This is a genomic window from Oceaniradius stylonematis (genome assembly GCF_003149475.2).
Taxonomy (GTDB): domain Bacteria; phylum Pseudomonadota; class Alphaproteobacteria; order Rhizobiales; family Rhizobiaceae; genus Roseitalea; species Roseitalea stylonematis.
In genome coordinates, this window is the sequence record NZ_QFWV02000004.1 from 827987 (window position 1) to 847773 (window position 19787).

Genomic DNA, 19787 nt, shown 5'->3' on the forward strand with positions numbered 1-19787 from the left:
CCCCGATTGTCGCATTCGCCTTTCTGAGGACCAACGCCTATGCGCGGCAAGGCTTCCCGCAAGACGATCTTTGGGTTTGTCGGCCCCGCGGTCATCGCGCTTGCCGTCATCGGCATTGCGCCGCTCCTCTACGCCGCCTGGACCTCCCTGCATTTCTTCAATCTGACGCGCCTTCGCCAGCTTCGATTTGTGGGCCTTGAAAACTACGGAACCGTACTGACCGATCCGGTGTTCTGGCAGGCCATGGGCCGCACGTTTTTCCTTCTGGTCACATCCCTGCCTCTACAGATCGCATTGGGTTTGGGCATTGCCCTTGTGCTGCATCAGCCGGGCCTTAGCCTCGTCAAGACGCTGTGCCGGTTGAGTCTCGTGCTCCCGATGGCCACGACCTATGCAGTTGTTGGCCTGCTTGGCCAAGTCATGTTCAACCAGCGCTTTGGCGTGGTGAATCAGCTGATGGGCGGCGCGGACATCAACTGGATCGGCGATCCGACCAATGCATTCATCATGATCGTCTTCTGGGACGTGTGGCAGTGGACGCCCTTCGTGGCACTGGTGCTGCTCGCCGGCCTCAGCATGGTGCCCGGAGAGATCGAGGAGGCGGCAAAGCTCGAAACCAAGAAGTGGTTCACCATTCTCCGTTACGTGCAACTCCCCTTCCTGATCCCGGGACTTGTGGCGGTGCTCATTTTGCGTACCGCCGATACGCTGAAGCTGTTCGACATGGTTTTCACGCTCACCCGAGGTGGCCCGGGCGCATCGACCGAGTTCATTTCGCTGATGATCCAGCGTGTCGGCTTCCGCGCTTTTGATCAGGGCCTTGCATCGGCGCAGGCAATTATCCTTCTGATCATCACCATCATTCTGGCGCAGATCTACATCCGCGTCTTCTACAAGGAGGTCTGAGGTAATGAATTTGTCTCAGCGCTCCGCTTTCATTCAGCTGTTGCTGTTGTTCGCAATCATCCTCGTGTGCGTATTCCCCTTTTACTGGATGGTGACCACGTCGCTGAAAACGCAGGTTGTCGCGCTTGAAGCGCCACCTGTCTGGCTCTTCGAGCCGACGCTCGACAATTACCGCGAGGCGCTGTTCGAGGACGGCGTTTTGCAAACGCTGATCAACTCGTTGATCATCGCGATTTCAACCACCGCGCTGGCGTTGGTGCTCGGGATACCGGCTGCCTTCGCGCTGGCCCGGTTTGAGTTCCGCGGCAAAAAGGACCTCTGGTTTTGGTTCATTACAAACCGGATGATCTCGCCCATTGTACTGGCGCTTCCATTCTTTCTGATCGCCCGCAATCTCAACCTGCTCGATCAGCACATCACGCTTATCCTGATCTATCTGACGTTCAACCTGCCCATTGTCATTTGGATCGTCACCGATCAGTTTCGCGGAATACCCATTGAACTCGATGAAGCCGCCCGTATGGAAGGTGCGTCACAGTTCACAATCATGAGCAAAATCTGCCTGCCGCTCGCCATGCCCGGCGTGGCGGTCTCCGCAATCTTTTCGTTCATCTTCTCATGGAACGAGTTGATGTTTGGCCTGGTGCTGACGCGAACCGACGCCAAAACCGCGCCAGCGATGGCGGTGTCCTTCATGGAGGGCTACAACCTGCCTTATGGGAAGATCATGGCGACGTCGACCCTCATCGTGATCCCCGTCTTGATCTTTGCGCTCATTGCTTCCAAGCAGCTTGTCCGAGGCCTCACGATGGGCGCCGTGAAGTGAGGATCAAACGTGTCCCGGAAGCCGAAAACTGAAATTCTCGATGCCGAGGAACAGTTGCTTGTCCGCCTTGCCTACGCCTGCGAAGTGCAGGGTCTGACACAGGGGCAGGCTGCCGAAACCTTCGGCATTACACGCCTTCGGGTCAACAAGGCCCTTGCGGAGGCGCGGGAACGCGGCCTGGTCCGGGTGTCGATCAACTCTCCGCTCGGCGCATGTGTCGAGCTGGAACACGAACTGTGCGATGCTTTCGATCTCGACAGCGCGACCGTTGCACCTGTCGCCGGCGAGAACTTCAATATTCATACCATTTTGGGTTCCGCGCTTGGGCAGTTTCTGACCCGGTTTCTGGCGCGCGAGGAGGTATGCCTGTTCGGTATGTCATGGGGTAACACCTTGAACATGGCCACCCGCTTCATTGAGCCTCTGGACCGCCCTGATCTGGAAATCACATCGGTGATGGGCGGCCTTGCCAAAGGCTCTGACGTCAACAGCTATGAAATCACCACGCGTCTCGCCGACCTTTGCAACGCGGCTCACAGCTACTTCACCGCGCCGGTCTACACTGCGAGCCTCGAAAGCCGGAACATCCTGCGGGCCCAGCAGGAGTTCCGCCGCTCAATCGAGAAAATCCGCGCGGCAGACGGTCTTGCTCTGGCCGCCGGCGACATGGCGAACTCCCTGCTACTCGCAGATGGTCTGCCTGATGATGTGACGATCGCCGAGCTGGTGGAAGCGGGGGCGGTGGGCGACATCATGGGCTATTTTCTCGACCAGTACGGCCAACCGATCGACCACGAGATCAATCAACGTATCCTCGGTCTCGACATTGAGGATCTTAATGACTTGCCCAACGTGATCGTCGCCGCCGGCGGGATCAACAAAGTTCCGATAATCCGCGCAATCTTGAAGCGTGGCTGCGTCAATCATCTTGTTATCGATGAACGCGCGGCGTTGTGCCTGCTGGAGCCTGTCCGGTGATTGTCGCCGGCATTGATCTGGGCACTTCCGGTATTAAGGTAGCCTTGGTTGATGAGGGCGGAACGTGCGTCGCAAGCGCGAGCCGTCCCTCTCCGGTGGACGCACCCCACCCGGGATGGAGCCAGCAGCACCCTGATCAATGGGTGCGGCTTACCTTTGAAATCCTTGATGAGCTGGCCACGGATCATGGGCCGTTGATGGCGCGTCTGCGAGCCGTATCGCTGTCCGGTCACATGCTCGGTCAGGTGCTTCTCGATACAAGCGACAGCCCCACAACGCCTTGTATTCTCTGGAACGATCAACGGTCGACCGCTGAATGCGCTGAGCTGCTGGAGCGCGTACCCGATATAGGTTGGCGCACCAATGGTCAACCCGATCCGGGGCTAACTGCGCCAAAGTTGCTGTGGCTGGCCAAACATAAACCTGACGCGTTGCGGACCGCAGACACGCTTATGCTGCCCAAGGACTATGTTCGCCTGCATTTGACAGGAGAGCGGGCAACGGAAGTCACTGATGCGTCTGGAACGATGCTACTCGACTGCGCATCGAGCAGTTGGGATGATCAGTTGCTGGCGGTTGTGGGCTGGGATCGCACACGACTGCCACCGCTTCTGAAATCCTGCGACTATGCAGGCCAGCTTCGCTCCGAGCTTTGTGCGCGTTGGGGGACACCGAACACCGTTATGTTCGCTGCGGGAAGCGGCGACAATTACGCTGGCGCTTTGGGCGTGGGGGCGGCAGTTCCCGGCCGTGCCGCCTTGAGCATAGGCACGTCGGGTGTCCTGAGCGCCGTCGATGGCAGTTTCCATCCGGCGCCGGACAAGGCGATCCTTACGACGCCCCATGCGGTGGATGGTACGTTCTTGTCCATGGGTGTGGTGATGGCGGCGACCCAGGCGCTGGACTGGCTGGCGCGGCTCACCGGTACGCCCGCTGGGGAGTTGGCGGGGCTGGCCGCACAGCTGACGCCGCATGAGATCGAGCGTTGCCCGGTATCCCGAGCATCGATCACCGGGGTCCGGACGCCGGACAACCGGCCAGACGCATCCGGATTCATCGGCGGGCTTAGAGGGGGGCACAGCAAAGCCGAACTCGCCTACAGCATCATGGAGGGCGTGGCGATGCAGTTTCTCGCCGCCTATCGCGCGCAACGCGCATCGAAAGTCCCCATTGCATCAATCCAGGCAGTGGGCGGCGGAACGCGTTCCGTATTCTGGACCGGCCTCATAGCCACCTTGCTCGAAACAACCTTGGCGGTGCCTAGACAAGGCGAACTCGCCGCATGTTTGGGCGCAGCCCGCATGGCTGCAGCCGCACTGGACCCGGCAAACGCCAAAAGCATCTTGGGCGCTGTGCCGGTCTCAACCAGGAAGATTGAGCCGAACCGGGTGCTGCACGAGGCGTTGCATGATCGCTTCGAGATGCACCTTAGGCTGCCGTTCGCGACATAGGGCGTGATGTTGGCAACCATCGACCCTGCTGACGCCCTTGGCTGTATTTGACGGCCGGAGCCGCTCTTTATTAGCCAAGCAGAACATTTGTGGGCTCCGGCGCGTCGATATCGCCAAGCTTCTGGGTTTCGGCTCTGAGTTGCGGCGGTACGGAGTTTGGCATGCGTGTTTCCTCTATGCTTGTGTCTTCGCAGACGTCATTCCGCACACTCAGCAAGTCTTAGTCCCCCCCCCCCGGCATTTTTCTTTTGTGGCAGAGCGGCTTGCATCCGCTTCGGGGGTGTCTAGAGCACGTCTGGTTCAGGTTGGTTCATATCCGGCGTTTTGAAGCAGTTGGCGCATTCGTGCGGTGACAGGGTTGGGACCAACCGGCCAACATGACGCCATGTGTCTTCAACGGATCGTTTTTGTGCCGTGCGCATCCAGTGCTTGATCTTGGAGAAGCTCTGCTCCATCGGGTTGAGGTCCGTCGAATATGGCGGCAGGTACGACAGCCGCGCGTCAGCGGCGTTGATGGCCGCGCGGACGGCCTTTGATTGGTGACTGCCCAGATTGTCCACAACGACGATGTCACCTGCATGAAGGGTGGGCACCAGATGCTGTTCGACCCAGGCCCGGAAGCATTCGCCATTGATCGGGCCGTCAAACACGCAAGGCGCGTTCCGAAGTTTCCGCAACGCCGCACCAAGATGAACGCTTCGTTAGCTCTGATCGGTACCCGGCGACACGGCCCCCGAACGCCTTTTCCGGCGAACAGGATACCAAGCCGCCAATAGGCGAGCCGGCCACGCGCATCGGCCGATCCGCGCAACTTCCTGCACAGGACAGCGTCGTCACGATCCGGTTGGTGGCGCTGAAAGACAGACCGACAAAGGTTCGCCAATTGGCGCGCTCGGCTCTCCGCGAGGCCATGCCGTTCAATCGGGGCCCGAGCATCGTGCTTCTGTCGACGTTCGGTTGCTCACATTCGGACATGTCCAAGCCATTGGGGGCTCAGCAACCGTGAGATACGATCGCCGCCAGACGGTCTCACAAGCACTCTTCGAATAGCTTGCGGGTGTTTTCCGCTGTCATCTTGACCGGGTTGCCGCCGACGCTCGGATCTTCGAGCGCCGCGGCGGTCAGCGTGTCGAGATCGGGGGCGGTGACGCCCAATTCGGTGAGCGTCGCCGGGATGCCCAACGCGGTGTTTTGCGCCGAGACGAAATCGCAGAAGCCCTCATAGCCGCCCGCAATGCCCATATAGGCCGCGGCGCGGGCAAGCGGTTCAGCGACCGCTTCACAGTTGAAGCGCAGCACCGCCGGCATCACCACGGCGTTCGTCGTTCCATGATGGGTGTGATGGTGGGCGCCGATCGGGTGGCTCAGCGCATGAATGGCGCCCAGACCCTTCTGAAATGCGGTCGCGCCCATGGCCGCGGCGGCCATCATGTGGCTCCGCGCTTCGATATCGGTGCCATCGGCATAGGCGCGCGGCAGATAGTCCTTGACCAGCCGCATGCCCTCGAGCGCGATGCCCTGGCTCATCGGATGGTAGTGCGGCGAACAATAGGCCTCCAGACAATGGGCGAACGCATCGAGCCCGGTGCCTGCGGTCACGTGCGGCGGCAGTCCGACGGTCAGTTCGGGATCGCAGATCACAACGGCCGGCAGCATTTTGGGATGGAAGATGATCTTCTTTTCCCTGGTGGCCGTGTTGGTCAGCACGCCGGCGCGGCCAACCTCGGAGCCGGTGCCCGCCGTGGTCGGAACCGCCACGATCGGATGGATGCCGCACGGGTCGGCACGCGTCCACCAGTCGCCGACATCCTCGAAATCCCAGACGTGTCGGCTCTGGCCCGCCATGAACGCCAGCACCTTGCCCAGATCGAGCCCGGAGCCGCCGCCAAAGGCCACCACGCCGTCGAACCCGCCCGCGCGATAGGTTTCGAGCGCTTCATCGAGATTCTCGCCGGTCGGATTGGGGTCGACGGCGGAAAAGAGCGCGTCGCCAAGCCCGGCATCTGCCATGTGTTGGCGCGTGGCATGCGTGATGTCGAGCTCGGCGAGCCCCCGGTCGGTCACCAGAAGCGGCCGCGAGATCCCCGCCGTCTGGCACGCCTCGCCAATTTCAGCGATCCGGCCCGCGCCGAAGCGGATGGTCGTGGGATAGGACCAGTTACCGTTGAGTTGCATCGGGTCAGACCTTCTTCAGATGGTAGGATTTGGGGCGTGTCAATGCGTGATAGGCCAGAACCGACAGGCCCGTGCCGCGACCGGTGTCCTTGCAGCCTGTCCAGCACAGCGCCGGGTCCAGATAGTCGCAACGGTTCATGAAGACGGTGCCGGTCTGCACCTTGGCGCCGATGTCCAATGCTGCCTGCACATCGCGCGTCCACAGCGAAACGGTCAGGCCGAAATCGCTGTCATTGATGCGTTGGATCGCCTCGGCATCGTCCTTGACGGCCATGATGCCGACAACGGGACCGAAGGTCTCATCGCGCATGACGCGCATGTCATGGGTCACTGCCGTCAGGATCTGCGGGGTCAGATAGGCGGCACCGTCATCCTCGGGAAACGGCGCGATATGGGCCATGGCACCAGCGGCAACCGCCTCGCTGATCTGGGCCCGCGCCTCGGCGGCAAAGCGCACATGCGCCATCGGGCCGATCGTCGTCTCCTCATCGAGCGGGTTGCCAAGCCTGTAACCCTTCACCAGCGCGACAGCCTTGTCGACAAAGGCGTCGTACAGGCTGTCATGCACGTAGATCCGTTCGATCCCGCAGCAGCACTGGCCCGAATTGAACATCGCCCCGTCGATCAGCGTGTCCACGGCCGCGTCGAGATCGGCATCGGCGCGAACATAGCCCGGATCCTTGCCGCCGAGTTCCGTTGCCACCTGCGTGAACGTGCCTGCCGCGGCCCGCTCCATGGCCCGGCCGCCGCCCACCGAGCCGGTGAAGTTGACGACGTCGAAGGCCCGTGCCGCGATCAGCTGCGCCGTCGTGTCATGGTCGAGAACGAGGTTCTGGAAGACGTCGGCCGGCACACCAACGGCATGAAACGCCTCGGCAAGCCGCTCGCCGACCAGAAGAGTCTGGGCGGCGTGCTTGAGCACCACGGTGTTGCCGGCGATCAGCGCGGGCGCAATCGTGTTGATTGCGGTCATATAGGGGTAGTTCCACGGTGCAACGACGAAGACCACGCCTTGCGGCTCGCGCAGAATCTGGCGCAGGAAGCTGTCGCTGTCCTCAATGACCAGTGGCGCAAGCCCTTCTTCGGCCAGTTCGGCCATCTTCCCGGCCCGCTCGGCAAACCCGCCGAATTCGCCGCCGTAGCGCACCGGGCGGCCCATCTGGTTCGCAAGTTCCACCGCCATGCGATCGGTGGTCTTGCCCACCTCTGCAACTGCCGCAAGCACAAGCGCGATCCGTTTGTCGAGCGGGCGCGCGGCCCATGCCGGCTGGGCGGCGCGCGCGCGCGAAGCGGCCGCATGGGCAAGATCGGCCGCCATCACCGGGCGCTCGAGATAGACCGATCCGTCGATCGGGGAAATCAGGCTTACTGTCGCTGACACGCTAGGTCCCTCAATGGTGTGGAGGTGGCAGTTCCGGCATCAGCGCCGGAGCGCTCATGCCCGCTCGAACCCGCGGGCGATCTCCCAATCGGTCACCACCCGGTCGAACTCTTCCTGCTCCCATTCGGCGCAGCGCACGTAATGGTCGATCACCTCGTCACCCATGGCCGTGCGCAACATGGCCGAGCCGCGCAGAGCCTCGGTCGCATGACGCAGGGTGCGCGGAATGTGATCGTCGTCGCCCGCTTCGTAGAGATCGCCCTTTGTTGCCGGGCCAAGGTCCAGCCCCTCCTCGATGCCGCGCAATCCGGCCGCAAGCAGTGCCGCCTCGGCAAGGTAGGGATTGAGATCGGAGCCGCCGATCCGGCACTCGATGCGCACGGCAGGCGTGTCTTCGCCACACAGACGGAAGCCGGCCGTGCGGTTGTCGACGGACCAGCCGGTCTTGGTCGGAGCAAAGCTGCCCTTCACGAAGCGCTTGTAGCTGTTGACGTAAGGCGCGAGGAACACTGTGCAGTCGCCGGCATATTTGATCTGGCCGGCGAGGAACTGGCGCATCGGCATCGACATGCCGTGCTGCGCGCCCTGCTCGAAGAAAAGCGGCTTGCCGTCATGCCACAGCGACATGTGCACATGGCTGGCGCTGCCGACCTTGTCATGATGCCATTTGGGCAGGAACGAGGCCGCCCGGCCAAGCATCCAGGCGATTTCCTTGACGGCATGTTTGGCGATGGTGTGGTGATCGGCACAGCTCAGCGCATCGGCATACCGGATGTTCAGCTCTTGCTGGCCGGTCTCCGCCTCGCCCTTGGAGTTTTCCACCGGGATACCGGAGGCGACCAGATGATTGCGCACCGGCCGCATCACCGGCTCCTCCTTGGTGGTCTGAAGAATGTGGTAATCCTCATTGTAGCCGGAGATCGGCTCCAGATCGCGAAAGCCGGATTTTCGGATATCGTCATAGCTCTTGGCGAACAGGAAGAATTCGAGCTCCGTGGCCATCATCGGCACAAAGCCCATCGCCTCTGCCCGTTCGATCTGCGTCTTGAGAATGGTGCGAGGGTCGTGGGGTACCGGTGTGTGGCCGTGATGGTCCAGCACGTCGCACAGCACCAAAGCCGTTCCTTCGAGCCAGTCCACTCGACGCAGTGTCGCCAGATCCGGGCGCATCATGTAATCGCCATAGCCCTGACGCCAGCTCGTTGCGGCATATCCGTCGGGCGTCGCCATCTCCAGATCGGTGGCCAGCAGGTAATTGCAGCAATGGGTCTCCGAATGTGCCTTTTCGACGAAATGGGTCGCGTGGAAGCGCTTGCCCATCAACCGCCCCTGCATGTCCACCAGGCAAACAAGCACCGTATCGATTGTGCCGCCGGCGACCTCGGCTTTCAGTGCCTCGAAACTCAGATTACCGCTCACTGCCATCCCCTCTCATGCTGATATCCCGTCCAATGGCCTGGCTTGGCATCGGTCTTCGCGCCGCCTCGGCCGATGCCAGGCAACGGCACACAGGGCGATGCTGACTGCATCGAGTCGGCCGTACCTGGTCTTGGCGGCTATCGCGCATCGGCACGTCCAGCCAACCCGATTCCGACCCTGTCCAGTCCGCGCGCAAGCGGCCGCGCAAGACCGTGCGCCGTGCGTGCAACGCCCGCGGGCATGGCGAGCAGATCGTTGCGCAATTCCAGCATCACGTTTGGCAGGCCACGCGGTATAGCATGTCGCTTGAGCGTATGCGTGACCCCGTCGGACGCGTCATATGGCGCGTTGAGCTGCGCGTTCAGCGTCAATGTGCCGGCCGCTTCCGTCAGCATTGCCCGAGCCAAGGTAGGGTCGGCGTCATGCAACAGCCCCAGTTCTACGCGCCGCGGCTCGCCGTGATAGATCGGCGTGAAGCTGTGAACCGTGACCAGCGCAACCGGGGCGCCCGCCAGCTTGTCCGTTTGGGCATCGAGCGCGCCCGACAGGCAATCACGGAAGGGCTCGTAAACCGCGCGTATGCGAGCCTCGCGGTCTGCTTCACTCAGGTCACGATTGCCCGGAACATCGAAAACCTCGCTGCGGGCAGGCATGGCATCGGGCGCATGTGGCGGGCGGTTGCAGTCGTAGACGAGGCGCGAAATGCGTGAGGCCACAAGGGGCGCGTCGAAAGCCGCGCTCAACTCCAGCGCCAGATCGAACGCGCCAATGTCCCAAGCCGCATGCGAGCGCGCCACGTCCGCGCTGATCCCCAAGCCATCCAAAGCTGAGGGGATGAAGCGGCTCGCATGGTCGCAAACGAAGACGATCGGCGCCCGCCCGCCGGCATTGTACACCCGTGCCGCCGGCCTCTCGAAATCGGCCAGGAACGGTGACACCGTCGGCCTTGCGCCGCCATTGGCGGCCAAAACGCCTCGGTCATCCGTCGGCTCGCCGCTGTCGTGTGCTTCGATCATGATGGCACGGATTCCGGTTCGGGCATTGCAGCGCCGTGCAGCAGGGCGGTCGCCCCCATTTCTTCTAGACCCTTGAAAGATGTTCGACCCAGCGCGGATCGTGCATGATCGCGCGGCCGCGGAGCAGCTTCCACGCGCCGTACTTGAAGAAATCGAAGTCGAGCTGCGAAACGCGCTGCTGCACATAGGACCAGAAGGCCCATTTGATGTCCGCCAACGCCTTGTGGACGATGACGCGCGCATAGGTCTGTTCGCTCACCGAACCGAAATAGGCCTCGAGCAGCTCCATCTCGATCTCGCGGGAGAAGAACATCTCGCCGAACCAGATGCCGAAATCGTAGCATCGATCGTTCATGGAGGCATATTCGTAGTCGATCAGCATGATCGAGCCGTCGGAACCGATCATGAAGTTGCCGGCCATGGGATCGTTGAAGCACGGCACCAGATCAAGCCCGGAAGCCTCCAGCGCCCGTCGCGCCATGCGGTACTGGTCCATCAGCCAGGGATAGTCCGGCGGGCGCCAGCCGCCGAGCTCGGTGATCTGACGATCGTGCTCCTCGATCATGTCGAAGACAGTCTTGGTCAGGGATAGCGGCGCCACCGCGTGGAAGGCACGATAGGCCTCAATCGCCGCCAGCCGCGGGCCGGGCTGTCCGAAATCGGTGTTGGTGCAGGAGCGCCGGTCGGACATGAAGTCGTTGATCTCGATTCCATCCTCGTAAAGATCGTCATAGACGCGCGGTCCCACGCCTTGCGCGGCCGCCTTGCGGCTGGCGTCAAAGGCGGCCGCCCGGTCGATGAACATCTCGGTGCCGGCGCCCGGTATCTTGACGAAGTAATGCTTGCCATCCTCCGCCGTGGTGACGCGGAAATTGGGGTTGCTGATGCCGCCCGCAACGGGCCGGTAGCTCAGCGTCTTGCCCTGGAACAGGGCGGCGCGCGCCAGCGCGGCTTCGAGCGTGTGTTCCGCCTCGCTGGCAGCTTGGCCGGGCGTCTTGTCGGTCATGAAAAGCCTCCTGCCTCCGAACCGGTCAGAGTTTGCGCAGACGTTCTTCGAACTGCGGCTGCAGCATTGCCTGCCGGCAGCGCAGAAGCCGCCACTCGGCATATTTGCGGAATTCGACATGCACGCGCGGCGAGGTTTCGGCGCTCAGCATCGCCCAGAGAGCCCACATCAAATCGTCGGCCGCGCCATAGACCACGGTCCGGTTGAGCAGCGCGGTGTCGGCCCGGCCGGCCCAGTGCTCGACATAGGGTTCGCGTTCGCTGGCAAAGGCGCAGACTTCGGTCAGGAGCACGGCCAGATCGTATGCCGGATCGTTCATGCCGGCACGGTCATAGTCGAGAAGCTTCACCGCGCCTTCCGGCCCGATCATGATGTTGGACGACACCCCGTCATTGCGACAGGGAACCAGATCATGGCCGGCGGCCGCGATCGCCTTCTCGATGGCGCTGCCCTGTTCCAGCATCCACCAGCCATCGGCGGGCAATGCAATATTGGCGGCTATGAGCCGGGCCTCAAGCGCGCGAATTTCGGCGAAGACGTCAAAACGCACGGGCAATGCGGCACCGGCCTGAAACGCGCGTGCGGCGTCCAGGGCCGCTTTCATCACCCGCGCCTCCTGCAGGTCGGCCAGACTGGCGGTGCGCCAGCCCTTTCCGAGATGTTCCATCGCGACGGCACCGCCGTCTGCATCGGCCCAGATGATGCCTGGCCCCGCGCCGGTCTCGCCGGCGAGTTGCGCGCCGGTGGCACCCGCAGCACGATCGAACAATCCGTCCATGTCCGGACGAGGCACTTTCAGCACGCCGGCGGCACCACCCTCAGGCTCGACCAGCCAAAGCGCGCCCGCCACCCCGCGATGCATCGGCGATACGACATCGGGGCACAGCTGCGCATAGGCGGAGGCAGACGTTGCCCATTGCGGCACCTGCGCGATCAGCGCCTCGACCGCCGCCTCCTCGTCGGTCCTTGCGCGTCCCAATGCGGTCATGTGGCACCCCTTCCTTCCGACCGGGCGGTTGCAGCGTCGAGATCCCCTTCGGCTTCGTGCAGCCGCCACAGCATCGCAGCCAGCACGTTCGCGCCGCGCTCGCAATCCTCTGGCGTCGTGTATTCGTCCGGATGATGCAGGATGCCGCCAACACTCGGCACGGCGATCACGATGCCCGGACAATACCGGCTTAGTGGCACCGCGTCGTGGCCGCCGATCGTTTCCAGGCGCATCGTCTCGAGCCCCTGTGCCGCCGCTTCGGCTTCGCACAGTGCCACAAGACGCGGGTCGAACCGGCCCGCCTGACGGCGGTCGATCGAAATCACCTCGTGGCCGACGCTCGCGCGTGCCGCGCTTTCCTCGAGGAGCACCATCAACTCCGCTTCGGCCTCTTCGAGCATGGGCTGTTCGGGCGCGCGCAGCTCGATGAACATGGTGGCGCGCTCGGGCACCATGTTGGGCGAATTGGGTTCGACCACCAGGCGGCCCACCGACGTGTAGAGCGCCCCGTCGCGCTTGTCCGACATGGCCCGCAGTCCGGCCATCACGTAGGCAGCGCCGAGACCGGCGTCCTTGCGTTCGGCCATGACGGTCGGCCCGGTATGGGCGCGCTCACCCAGCATGGCGGCCCGCACCTTCAGCGCGCCCCAATAGCGTTCGAACGGGCCGATATGGCGCCCGCTTTGCTCGAGCGCCGTATCGCCTTCGACATGGAACTCGATGTAGCAATCGGCCCTGGGCGCGGCATCGGTGCCGGCATAGCCGATGCGGGCCAGTTCCGCTCCCACCGAGACGCCGTCGCCGTCCTCGCGGGCGAGCGCGAAATCAAGATCGAGTTCCCCCGCATAGACGCCCGAACCCAGAAGGCTGGGCTGGAAGCGCGCCCCCTCTTCATTGGTCCAGTCGACCACCGCGAAATTGCAGCCGGGCGCTTCGCCGCGCGCGTCGAGATGGGCGCGTACCGCTTCGATGGCGGCAAGGGCGGCGACGACGCCATAGGCGCCGTCGAAACGCCCGCCATTGGGCTGGCTGTCCAGATGCGAGCCGACCAGGACCAGCGGCGCGTCCGGACCGGCCGTTTCGAGCACGCCGAACACGTTGCCGACCGGATCGACACGCACCTCGTACCCGCGGCGTTCCATCAGCGAACACAGCCAGTCGCGCGCCTTTCCATGCTCGGTGGTGGCGGCCATGCGGTTGAGCGCGCCCGGTTCGCCGGTGGCCCCGAATGCGGAAACCTCTTCCATCATGGCATCGAGCCAGGGGCGGTCGACGGCAAGGCGGTCATTGGCAAGCGTTTGGGTCATGAGGCGACGGGTTCCGGTTGAAGCAGATGGCATGCGGCGCGGTCATGGTCGCCGCGATAGACAGGCTGGGGGTTGATCTTGCGGCAGCGGTCAAAGGCCGAGGGGCAGCGTGAAGCGAATGCGCAGCCCGGCGGCAGGTCGATGGGACTGGGCGGTTCGCCCTCCAGCAGGCAGTCTTCCGGGCGGTATCGGCGGTCTTCCAGCGTCGGTGCCGCGCTCAACAGCGCCTTGGAGTAGGGGTGACCGGGATTGAAGAACAGGCGCTCGTTGGCGGCGAGCTCGACCACTTCGCCCAGATACATCACGGCGATGCGCGCGCACACGCGCCGCACCAGCGCGATGTCGTGTGAGATGAACAGATAGGTGAAGCCATGCTGTGCCTGCAGCCGCTCGAACAGATCGATCAGCCGGCTCTGCTCGGTCTGGTCGAGCGCAGACAGCGTCTCGTCCATTATCATCAGGCGCGGTTCGAGTATCATCGCACGCGCCACGTTCACGCGCTGGCGCTGGCCGGCTGTCAGTCTGGTGGGCAGCGATTCGTAGAGCGACCTGTCGAGGCCGACTTCGCCCATCATGTCGAGCGCGCGGGTGCGGCGCTGCCGGCGGTCGCCCTCGTTATGGATCACCAGCGGCTCGGAAATGATCTCACCGATTGAACTCTGCGGCGGCAGGGAACCGAAAGGGTCCTGAAGGACAAGTTGCACCTCGCGCCGAAAGCGCCGTGTGCCGGCACGCCCGCGGCCGAATATGTCCTCACCATCGAAGACGATATGGCCGGTGTCAGGCTTTTCGAGCGCCGTCAGAAGGCGCATGAGCGTGGACTTGCCGCAACCGGACTCGCCCACCACACCGAAATTCTCGCCCGCATGAATGTCGAAGCTGACATCCCGCACCGCCTGCAGCAGCTTCGGCTTGCCCAGACCCGACTTGCTCTTGATCGGGTAGACGCGGCTGACATTTTGCACCGAGAGCACGGTTTGCGCCTTGTCGGTTGCGGCAGCGGTCGTCATGCCGTCGCGGTGCCACAGCTTCGGCAGTTCATCGATCAGTTTCCGGGTGGCTGCGTGGCGCGGACGGGAGATCACGTCGTCGACCGCCGCGAATTCGGCCACGCGGCCGCCCTCCAGCACCAGAATCTCGTCGGCCACGTCCGCAACGGTCGGCAATGATGCGCTGATGAACAGGATCGCGGTGTCGAAGCGTTCGGACAGTTCGCGCATGAGTTTGAGGATCTGCGCGCCAACGGTCACGTCGAGCGGCTGCGTGATGCTGTCGGCGATCAAGAGCTCCGGATTGGCGATCAGCGCATCGACGATCATCGCACGCTGCATCATGCCTCCCGAATATTGGAAAGGATATTCGCCGAAGCGCTGCTCGGGCGACGGAATGCGCACGGCGCCCAAAAGCGCGACGGCGCGCTCCCTGGCTTCCTTGTAGGACACGCCAGGTTCGACCGCGCGCAGTTTCTCGACGATCTGCTCGCCGACATGCATTGTCGGGTTCATTGCGCCCTGCGGGTCGCCGCCCACATAGGCAATCGTCTTGCCGCGCAGTCGGGCCGAGCGATCGGACGGCATCGCCAAGATGTCCTCGCCGCGAAACCGGATTTCGCCGGAGGTCACCTCGAGCGGCGGGCGCAGCCAGTTGACGAGCGCGTGCGCCAGCGTGGTCTTGCCGGAACCGCCGGGACCGATGACACCGAGAATGCGTTTGGCCTGAAGGCTGAAGGACACATCATCAAGAATTCGAGGAGCGGCCTCGGCTCGGCCAGCCTCCACCGTCAGTCCACGGACGTCCAGAAGCGGTGTTTCGGTCATTCCAGACCTCCGTAGATGCGGTTGCGCGCCCGCTCGAGTGCCGCTCCCATCAGATTGAGGCTCAAAAGCGTGACGAGCAGGAAGATGCCCGGCATGGTCGCGATCCACCACGCGTTGACCAGATATTTGCGGCCGTCGGCGATGATGTTGCCGAAGGTCGGCGTGGGCGGCTGAACGCCAAGACCCAGAAAGCCGAGAACCGCCTCGAAGATCATCATCCGTGCGACGTCGAGCACCGCGACGAAGACGATGGGCGGCAGACAGATCGGCAGCAGCAGCAGGAACATGATGCGCAGATCCGACGCGCCGAGCACGGTGGCGCCGCGCACATACTCCTTGTTTCGCTCGGCGAGGATGACGCTGCGCATCACCCGGGCATAAACCGGCCAGCCGGACAGCCCCAGCACCAGGATGATCGCCGGGATCGTCGGCCGTGCGACTCCCAGAATGGCGATGGCAAGAATGATCATGGGGATCGAAAGCTGCGCGTCGGTGATGCGCATCAGAACCGTGTCGGTCAGTCCGCCGCGATAGCCGGCGAACAGGCCGACCATACAGCCAACTGCCAGCATCAGCAGCACCGTCGCCAGACCGATCAGCAGGGAATAGCGCAGGCCCACAAGGCAGCGCATCAACATGTCGCGGCCCAGCTGGTCGGTGCCCAGCGGGTGGCGCCAACTCCACCCTTCGCCCAGGAACAGGGGCGGCGTCATCCGTGCGCGCACATCCATCGCGATCGGGTCAATGGAACTGAACAGCGGATAGAACAGCGCGATCAGAACCATGAACACGAAGACGAAGAAGCCGATCCGGAACTCCGCCGAGCTCCAGGCGCCCGAAAGGATGCGCTGCGAGACGCTGTTTTCGACATCCGGCGTCGTGACGGCAGCGAGCGAGGTGGTCTGGTCTGTCATCAGTATTCGAGCCTCGGATCGATCATCGTTGCCAGCAGGTCGACAAAGATGTTGATCATCACGAACGCCACGCTGGTGACGATGGCGATGCCCTGGATGAGCGGGAAATCGCGTTGCAGGACGGCATTGATCGTCAGCAGGCCCAGCCCCGGATAGTCAAAGATGAACTCGACCACCAGGACACCGCCCAAAAGAAGGCTGAATTGGACGCCGAGAAGGTTCAGCAGCGGCACCGAAGCGTTCTTGAGCGCATGGGCCATGATGATCCGCGTCTGACCGAGCCCGCGCACCGCCGCCGCGCCAATGTAGCTTTCGCGCATGACCTGTGCGACCGAGACCGAGAGCGTGCGTATGATGAACGGCGCGATCTCCACGGCGAGCACGATGGCGGGCAGGATCGTATAGGCGAAATTCTCGTAGCCGATGGCCGGCAGCCATCCGAGCTGCACCGAGAAGACCAGCGCCAGAACAATGCCCAGCCAGAAGTTGGGAACCGAGACGAAGACCGATCCCAGATAAAGCGCCACGCGATCCGGCCATCGCCCCGGACTGAGGCCGGCAAAGACCCCGATGGGGACGGCCACCAGGAGCGCCAGCGCCATGGCCAAAAGAGCCAGTTGGATCGTGTAGGGCGCGGTTTCCGCGATCAGCGTCAAGACCTGTGCGCGTTCGCCGCGGGTCGCGTCATCGAACGCTGCGCCGCCAACCGCCGCGCCGCTGGCCGGGCGCACGAAGGACTGCCCCAGATCGCCTTGAACCACGCCTGACATATAGCGGGCGAACTGCACGGGGATGGGGTCGCGCAACCCCATCTCCTCGGCAATTTGCTCGACGAGCGTGTCGGGCGCCATGCCGCCGACCATGAGCCGCACCGGGTCGCCCGGGATCACGCGCAGAAGCGTGAAAATCAGGAAGGTCACCAGCAGGACGATGACCGCTCCCTGCGCCAGGCGCCGGGTCAGAAAGCCCAATAGAAACAAAGACGCGACTCCGTGGCGTTGGCAATGGCATCAGAAGGAAACAGCGCCGACCCTCGACGGGTGATGTACGGGGGCCGACGCCGCCGGTCAGATGGTCGCCACAGAGGCGTCCATGCTGCCGTCCGGGTAGAGGAAAAGGCCATCCAGATCGGCACTGATCGCATGCACCATCACCGATGTGAACAGTGACAGCGCCGGCGCCTTGTCCGCCAACATCGGCGTCAGCTCGGTCTGGAGCAGCCGCTCGCGCTCTTCCAGCGAGGATGCCGAACGTTGCCTATCCAGCGCCTCATCGATCTCGGCGTCGACTATGCCGGTGATCCGTTTGGAGCCCGAATGGAAGTGCGTGCGCAGCACCAGGTCAGGCTCCGGCGAACCGGTCGACCAGCCACAGTCGATCATGTGGCCGGGGCCGCCGCCGGGGCGGTCGTAGAGGTTCTCGTTCCAAGCGGCCACTTCCATGACGTTCAGGGTCACGGGGAAGCCCTGGGCCTGAAGCATCGCCGTGATGACCTCGCCATACTCCTTGGTCTTGGGATAGAAGCCCACAGAGGTGATGTATTCGAGATCTGGCAGGCCCTGACCGCCCGGGAAGCCCGCCTCGGCCAGCAGGCGCTGGCACTCATCGGGGTCATACTCGGGATAGTTGTCCAGATCGATATAGCCGAACTTGATCGGCGAGATGAAGTTGGCCGACGGATGGCCCGATTCGCCCAGCACCTCGTAGATCAGTTCGCGATCGATCGCGTGGCAGGCCGCGCGCCGCAGAAGCGGATTGTCGAAGGGCGGTTTGGAGCAACGGAACCAAAGATATTTGTTCTCGACCGAGACGAGCTTGGAGATGCGGATGTCGTCACGGCCCGACAGCGTTTCGATTTGCTCGGGCTCGAGCCGCTCGATGATCGAGGCCTGGCCGTTCATCATCGACAAGAGCCGGGTGGTGGCGTCGCCGACGAAGGAAATGGTGACGCCCGGAACCTTGGGCGCGCCCTTGAAGTAGCCGTCAAAGGCGGTCAGCACCGTATCGTTGCCGCTCTGCTCGGAAAAGCGGAACGGGCCGGTGCCGTTGAGGCGCTGGGTCAGCGCGCCACTGGGCCCTTCGGCGATGTCCTTGGCCGATATCATCGGCAGATATGCGGCTAGGAAAATGAAGAGGCTGGCCGAATAGCCGCCCTTGCTCGTGTCGACGATGACCGTCAGATCGTCGGGCGTCGTTACCTCGAAACTGTCGGTGGGGCCGGGATACCACTGCGCCGGACGGTCGGGCTGTGCGCCATATTCGAAGGTGGCCTTCACGTCGGCGGACGTGAACGGGTGACCGTCATGGAAGGTCACGCCGTCGCGCAGCTTGATCTGAAGCCTGCTGCCGTCCAGCAGTTCCATGGATTCGGCCAATTCATAGACCATCTCGCCCGGATCGTCGGGCCGCATCGGCGCACGGGCCAAAAAGCCCATCACGAACCCCTCGATGATCTTTTGCGACAGGGTCGTGTGCGCGGTCGGGTCCCAGTTGCCGGTGATGTTTTCCGCCGACAGGAACGTGATCGGCTTGCCGGTCTGGGCGAAGGCCGAAGAGATGAAGAAGTCCGGGTTGAGCTGTTGGAAACCGGCAAGCGCCCCCGCGCCTGCCAAGAAAGTTCTGCGCTTAATCATGTTGTAGCCTCCTGTCATTTGTCCGTTTCTGGGGTGCTGGATGGCATCTGCGCCGTTCGGCGCTCATCATGGGTTGGTGCCTTACGGCGCGCGCAACAAAGCGCAGATCTCCTCGTGCAGTTCGGTGCTGGCGGCGGCCACCACGTGACCCTCGGAATGCAGCGTCAGCGGCGCTCCCTGCCAGTCGGTCATCACGCCTCCGGCCGCTTCGATGATCGGCACGATGGGTACGAAATCATATGGCTTCAGACCGGTTTCGATCACCGCATCGAGATGGCCGGCTGCGACCAGTCCGTATGAGTAGCAATCTCCGCCCAGCCGGGTGATGGCGGCTCTTGCCGCCAACCGGTCAAAGGCCGCGCGCGCCTCGGGCGCATAGGCATTGATCGCCGTGGCGCCGATCGACGCCCGTGCAAGACGCGTGCACCCGCTTGTCCGGCAAGGTCTTTCGTTGAGCCAGGCTTCGCCGCCCGCGCACCCGATCCAGCGCTCGCCGGTAGCGCTTGCCTCGATGGCGCCGATCGACGGAACACCTTCGTTCAGCAACCCGAAGAGCGTACCGAAAAGCGGTGATCCGGTGGCAAAAGCGCCCGTGCCGTCGATGGGATCGATGACCCACAGGCGAGGCCGGTCGAGACCCGTCGGCGGCATTTCCTCGCCGAAGACGCCATCGTCGGGCGCGTGCAGGGCAAGCATCCGGCGCAGATGGTCTTCGATCTCCCGGTCAGCCCGCGTGACGGGAGAAGCGTCGCTTTTCATCGTCAAGCCGATGTCTTTTCGAAAGTAGCGAAGCGCGATGGCGCGCGCGGCGTCTGCCATGTCGTCCAGCAGCGTGAGATCGGCCTCCATTGCCCTGCCTGCCGACTTTCCCGCCGTCATCGTCACGACCGCATCTCCTAAAACACTCGTTATTCCACAATTGCCACAAAAATCCACTTGGTCAACAAAAATCATCACGGCCTTCAGTTTC

General features: G+C 63.1%; 16 protein-coding genes and 1 pseudogene. 4 read left to right on the forward strand and 13 right to left on the reverse strand.

Annotation, left to right across the window (positions count from 1 at the left end; translation table 11 throughout):
* The first annotated feature begins 39 nt into the window (after positions 1 to 39).
* From DEM25_RS07720 to xylB, 4 genes are read left to right on the forward strand one after another with little or no spacing between them, the layout of a single operon-like run.
* Positions 40 to 906, forward strand: coding sequence for a carbohydrate ABC transporter permease (locus tag DEM25_RS07720; RefSeq protein WP_109765547.1), 867 nt, complete (start codon positions 40 to 42; stop codon positions 904 to 906).
* 4 nt (positions 907 to 910) lie between these two features.
* Positions 911 to 1732 carry a carbohydrate ABC transporter permease gene (locus tag DEM25_RS07725; RefSeq protein ID WP_109765545.1) on the forward strand — a complete coding sequence of 274 codons (822 nt, stop codon included), beginning with the start codon at positions 911 to 913 and terminating at the stop codon, positions 1730 to 1732.
* A 9-nt stretch (positions 1733 to 1741) separates the two neighbouring features.
* The gene (locus tag DEM25_RS07730; RefSeq protein ID WP_109765543.1) at positions 1742 to 2710 is read left to right on the forward strand and encodes a sugar-binding transcriptional regulator; all 969 of its coding nucleotides are present in this window, start codon (positions 1742 to 1744) and stop codon (positions 2708 to 2710) included.
* Positions 2707 to 4161, forward strand: coding sequence for a xylulokinase (gene xylB, locus DEM25_RS07735; protein WP_158585201.1), 1455 nt, complete (start codon positions 2707 to 2709; stop codon positions 4159 to 4161). The genes DEM25_RS07730 and xylB overlap by 4 nt, the downstream gene beginning before the upstream one ends.
* A gap of 284 nt (positions 4162 to 4445) precedes the next feature.
* Here xylB and DEM25_RS07740 read toward each other — a convergent pair.
* The 13 genes and pseudogenes from DEM25_RS07740 to DEM25_RS07800 all read right to left on the reverse strand — a co-directional run.
* A pseudogene (locus tag DEM25_RS07740) lies at positions 4446 to 4850 on the reverse strand (transposase); the annotation flags it as partial.
* Between the two features lie 340 nt (positions 4851 to 5190).
* On the reverse strand, positions 5191 to 6336 hold the full coding sequence (locus tag DEM25_RS07745; protein WP_109765540.1) for an iron-containing alcohol dehydrogenase: 1146 nt from the start codon (positions 6334 to 6336) through the stop codon (positions 5191 to 5193).
* A gap of 4 nt (positions 6337 to 6340) precedes the next feature.
* Positions 6341 to 7717 (reverse strand): aldehyde dehydrogenase family protein, encoded by a 1377-nt coding sequence (locus DEM25_RS07750; protein ID WP_109765538.1) that lies wholly within the window; start codon positions 7715 to 7717, stop codon positions 6341 to 6343.
* A 54-nt stretch (positions 7718 to 7771) separates the two neighbouring features.
* Positions 7772 to 9136 carry a glutamine synthetase family protein gene (locus DEM25_RS07755; RefSeq protein WP_109765777.1) on the reverse strand — a complete coding sequence of 455 codons (1365 nt, stop codon included), beginning with the start codon at positions 9134 to 9136 and terminating at the stop codon, positions 7772 to 7774.
* Between the two features lie 137 nt (positions 9137 to 9273).
* A complete protein-coding gene (locus DEM25_RS07760) occupies positions 9274 to 10104 on the reverse strand; it encodes an N-formylglutamate amidohydrolase (protein WP_245412793.1) in 831 nt (276 codons plus the stop codon).
* Between the two features lie 112 nt (positions 10105 to 10216).
* Complete coding sequence (locus DEM25_RS07765; RefSeq protein WP_109765534.1) at positions 10217 to 11158, reverse strand: choline kinase family protein; 942 nt, start codon at positions 11156 to 11158, stop codon at positions 10217 to 10219.
* Positions 11159 to 11183: 25 nt separating this feature from the next.
* Positions 11184 to 12146 carry a phosphotransferase family protein gene (locus tag DEM25_RS07770; RefSeq protein WP_109765532.1) on the reverse strand — a complete coding sequence of 321 codons (963 nt, stop codon included), beginning with the start codon at positions 12144 to 12146 and terminating at the stop codon, positions 11184 to 11186.
* On the reverse strand, positions 12143 to 13453 hold the full coding sequence (locus DEM25_RS07775; protein ID WP_109765530.1) for a Zn-dependent hydrolase: 1311 nt from the start codon (positions 13451 to 13453) through the stop codon (positions 12143 to 12145). Before DEM25_RS07775 ends, DEM25_RS07770 begins: the two co-directional genes overlap by 4 nt.
* A complete protein-coding gene (locus tag DEM25_RS18290) occupies positions 13450 to 15270 on the reverse strand; it encodes a dipeptide ABC transporter ATP-binding protein (protein WP_109765528.1) in 1821 nt (606 codons plus the stop codon). Before DEM25_RS18290 ends, DEM25_RS07775 begins: the two co-directional genes overlap by 4 nt.
* Positions 15267 to 16184 carry an ABC transporter permease gene (locus DEM25_RS07785; RefSeq protein WP_109765526.1) on the reverse strand — a complete coding sequence of 306 codons (918 nt, stop codon included), beginning with the start codon at positions 16182 to 16184 and terminating at the stop codon, positions 15267 to 15269. The genes DEM25_RS18290 and DEM25_RS07785 overlap by 4 nt, the downstream gene beginning before the upstream one ends.
* Entirely contained in the window at positions 16184 to 17164 is a 981-nt protein-coding gene (locus DEM25_RS07790; protein ID WP_109765524.1) for an ABC transporter permease, read from the reverse strand. Before DEM25_RS07790 ends, DEM25_RS07785 begins: the two co-directional genes overlap by 1 nt.
* Positions 17165 to 17251: 87 nt before the next feature.
* On the reverse strand, positions 17252 to 18817 hold the full coding sequence (locus DEM25_RS07795; RefSeq protein ID WP_109765523.1) for an ABC transporter substrate-binding protein: 1566 nt from the start codon (positions 18815 to 18817) through the stop codon (positions 17252 to 17254).
* Positions 18818 to 18898: 81 nt separating this feature from the next.
* Positions 18899 to 19696, reverse strand: a complete 798-nt coding sequence (locus DEM25_RS07800; RefSeq protein ID WP_245412832.1) for an inositol monophosphatase family protein — start codon at positions 19694 to 19696, stop codon at positions 18899 to 18901.
* Between the last annotated feature and the right edge of the window lie 91 nt (positions 19697 to 19787).

Excerpts from the sequence above, each read along its gene's own strand:
- DEM25_RS07720 (WP_109765547.1), top strand. The coding sequence starts at position 40 with ATGCGCGGCAAGGCTTCCCGCAAGACGATCTTTGGGTTTGTCGGCCCC.
- DEM25_RS07725 (WP_109765545.1), top strand. The coding sequence starts at position 911 with ATGAATTTGTCTCAGCGCTCCGCTTTCATTCAGCTGTTGCTGTTGTTC.
- DEM25_RS07745 (WP_109765540.1), bottom strand. The coding sequence starts at position 6,336 with ATGCAACTCAACGGTAACTGGTCCTATCCCACGACCATCCGCTTCGGC.
- DEM25_RS07765 (WP_109765534.1), bottom strand. The coding sequence starts at position 11,158 with ATGACCGACAAGACGCCCGGCCAAGCTGCCAGCGAGGCGGAACACACG.
- DEM25_RS07770 (WP_109765532.1), bottom strand. The coding sequence starts at position 12,146 with ATGACCGCATTGGGACGCGCAAGGACCGACGAGGAGGCGGCGGTCGAG.
- DEM25_RS07775 (WP_109765530.1), bottom strand. The coding sequence starts at position 13,453 with ATGACCCAAACGCTTGCCAATGACCGCCTTGCCGTCGACCGCCCCTGG.
- DEM25_RS18290 (WP_109765528.1), bottom strand. The coding sequence starts at position 15,270 with ATGACCGAAACACCGCTTCTGGACGTCCGTGGACTGACGGTGGAGGCT.
- DEM25_RS07785 (WP_109765526.1), bottom strand. The coding sequence starts at position 16,184 with ATGACAGACCAGACCACCTCGCTCGCTGCCGTCACGACGCCGGATGTC.
- DEM25_RS07795 (WP_109765523.1), bottom strand. The coding sequence starts at position 18,817 with ATGATTAAGCGCAGAACTTTCTTGGCAGGCGCGGGGGCGCTTGCCGGT.
- DEM25_RS07800 (WP_245412832.1), bottom strand. The coding sequence starts at position 19,696 with ATGACGGCGGGAAAGTCGGCAGGCAGGGCAATGGAGGCCGATCTCACG.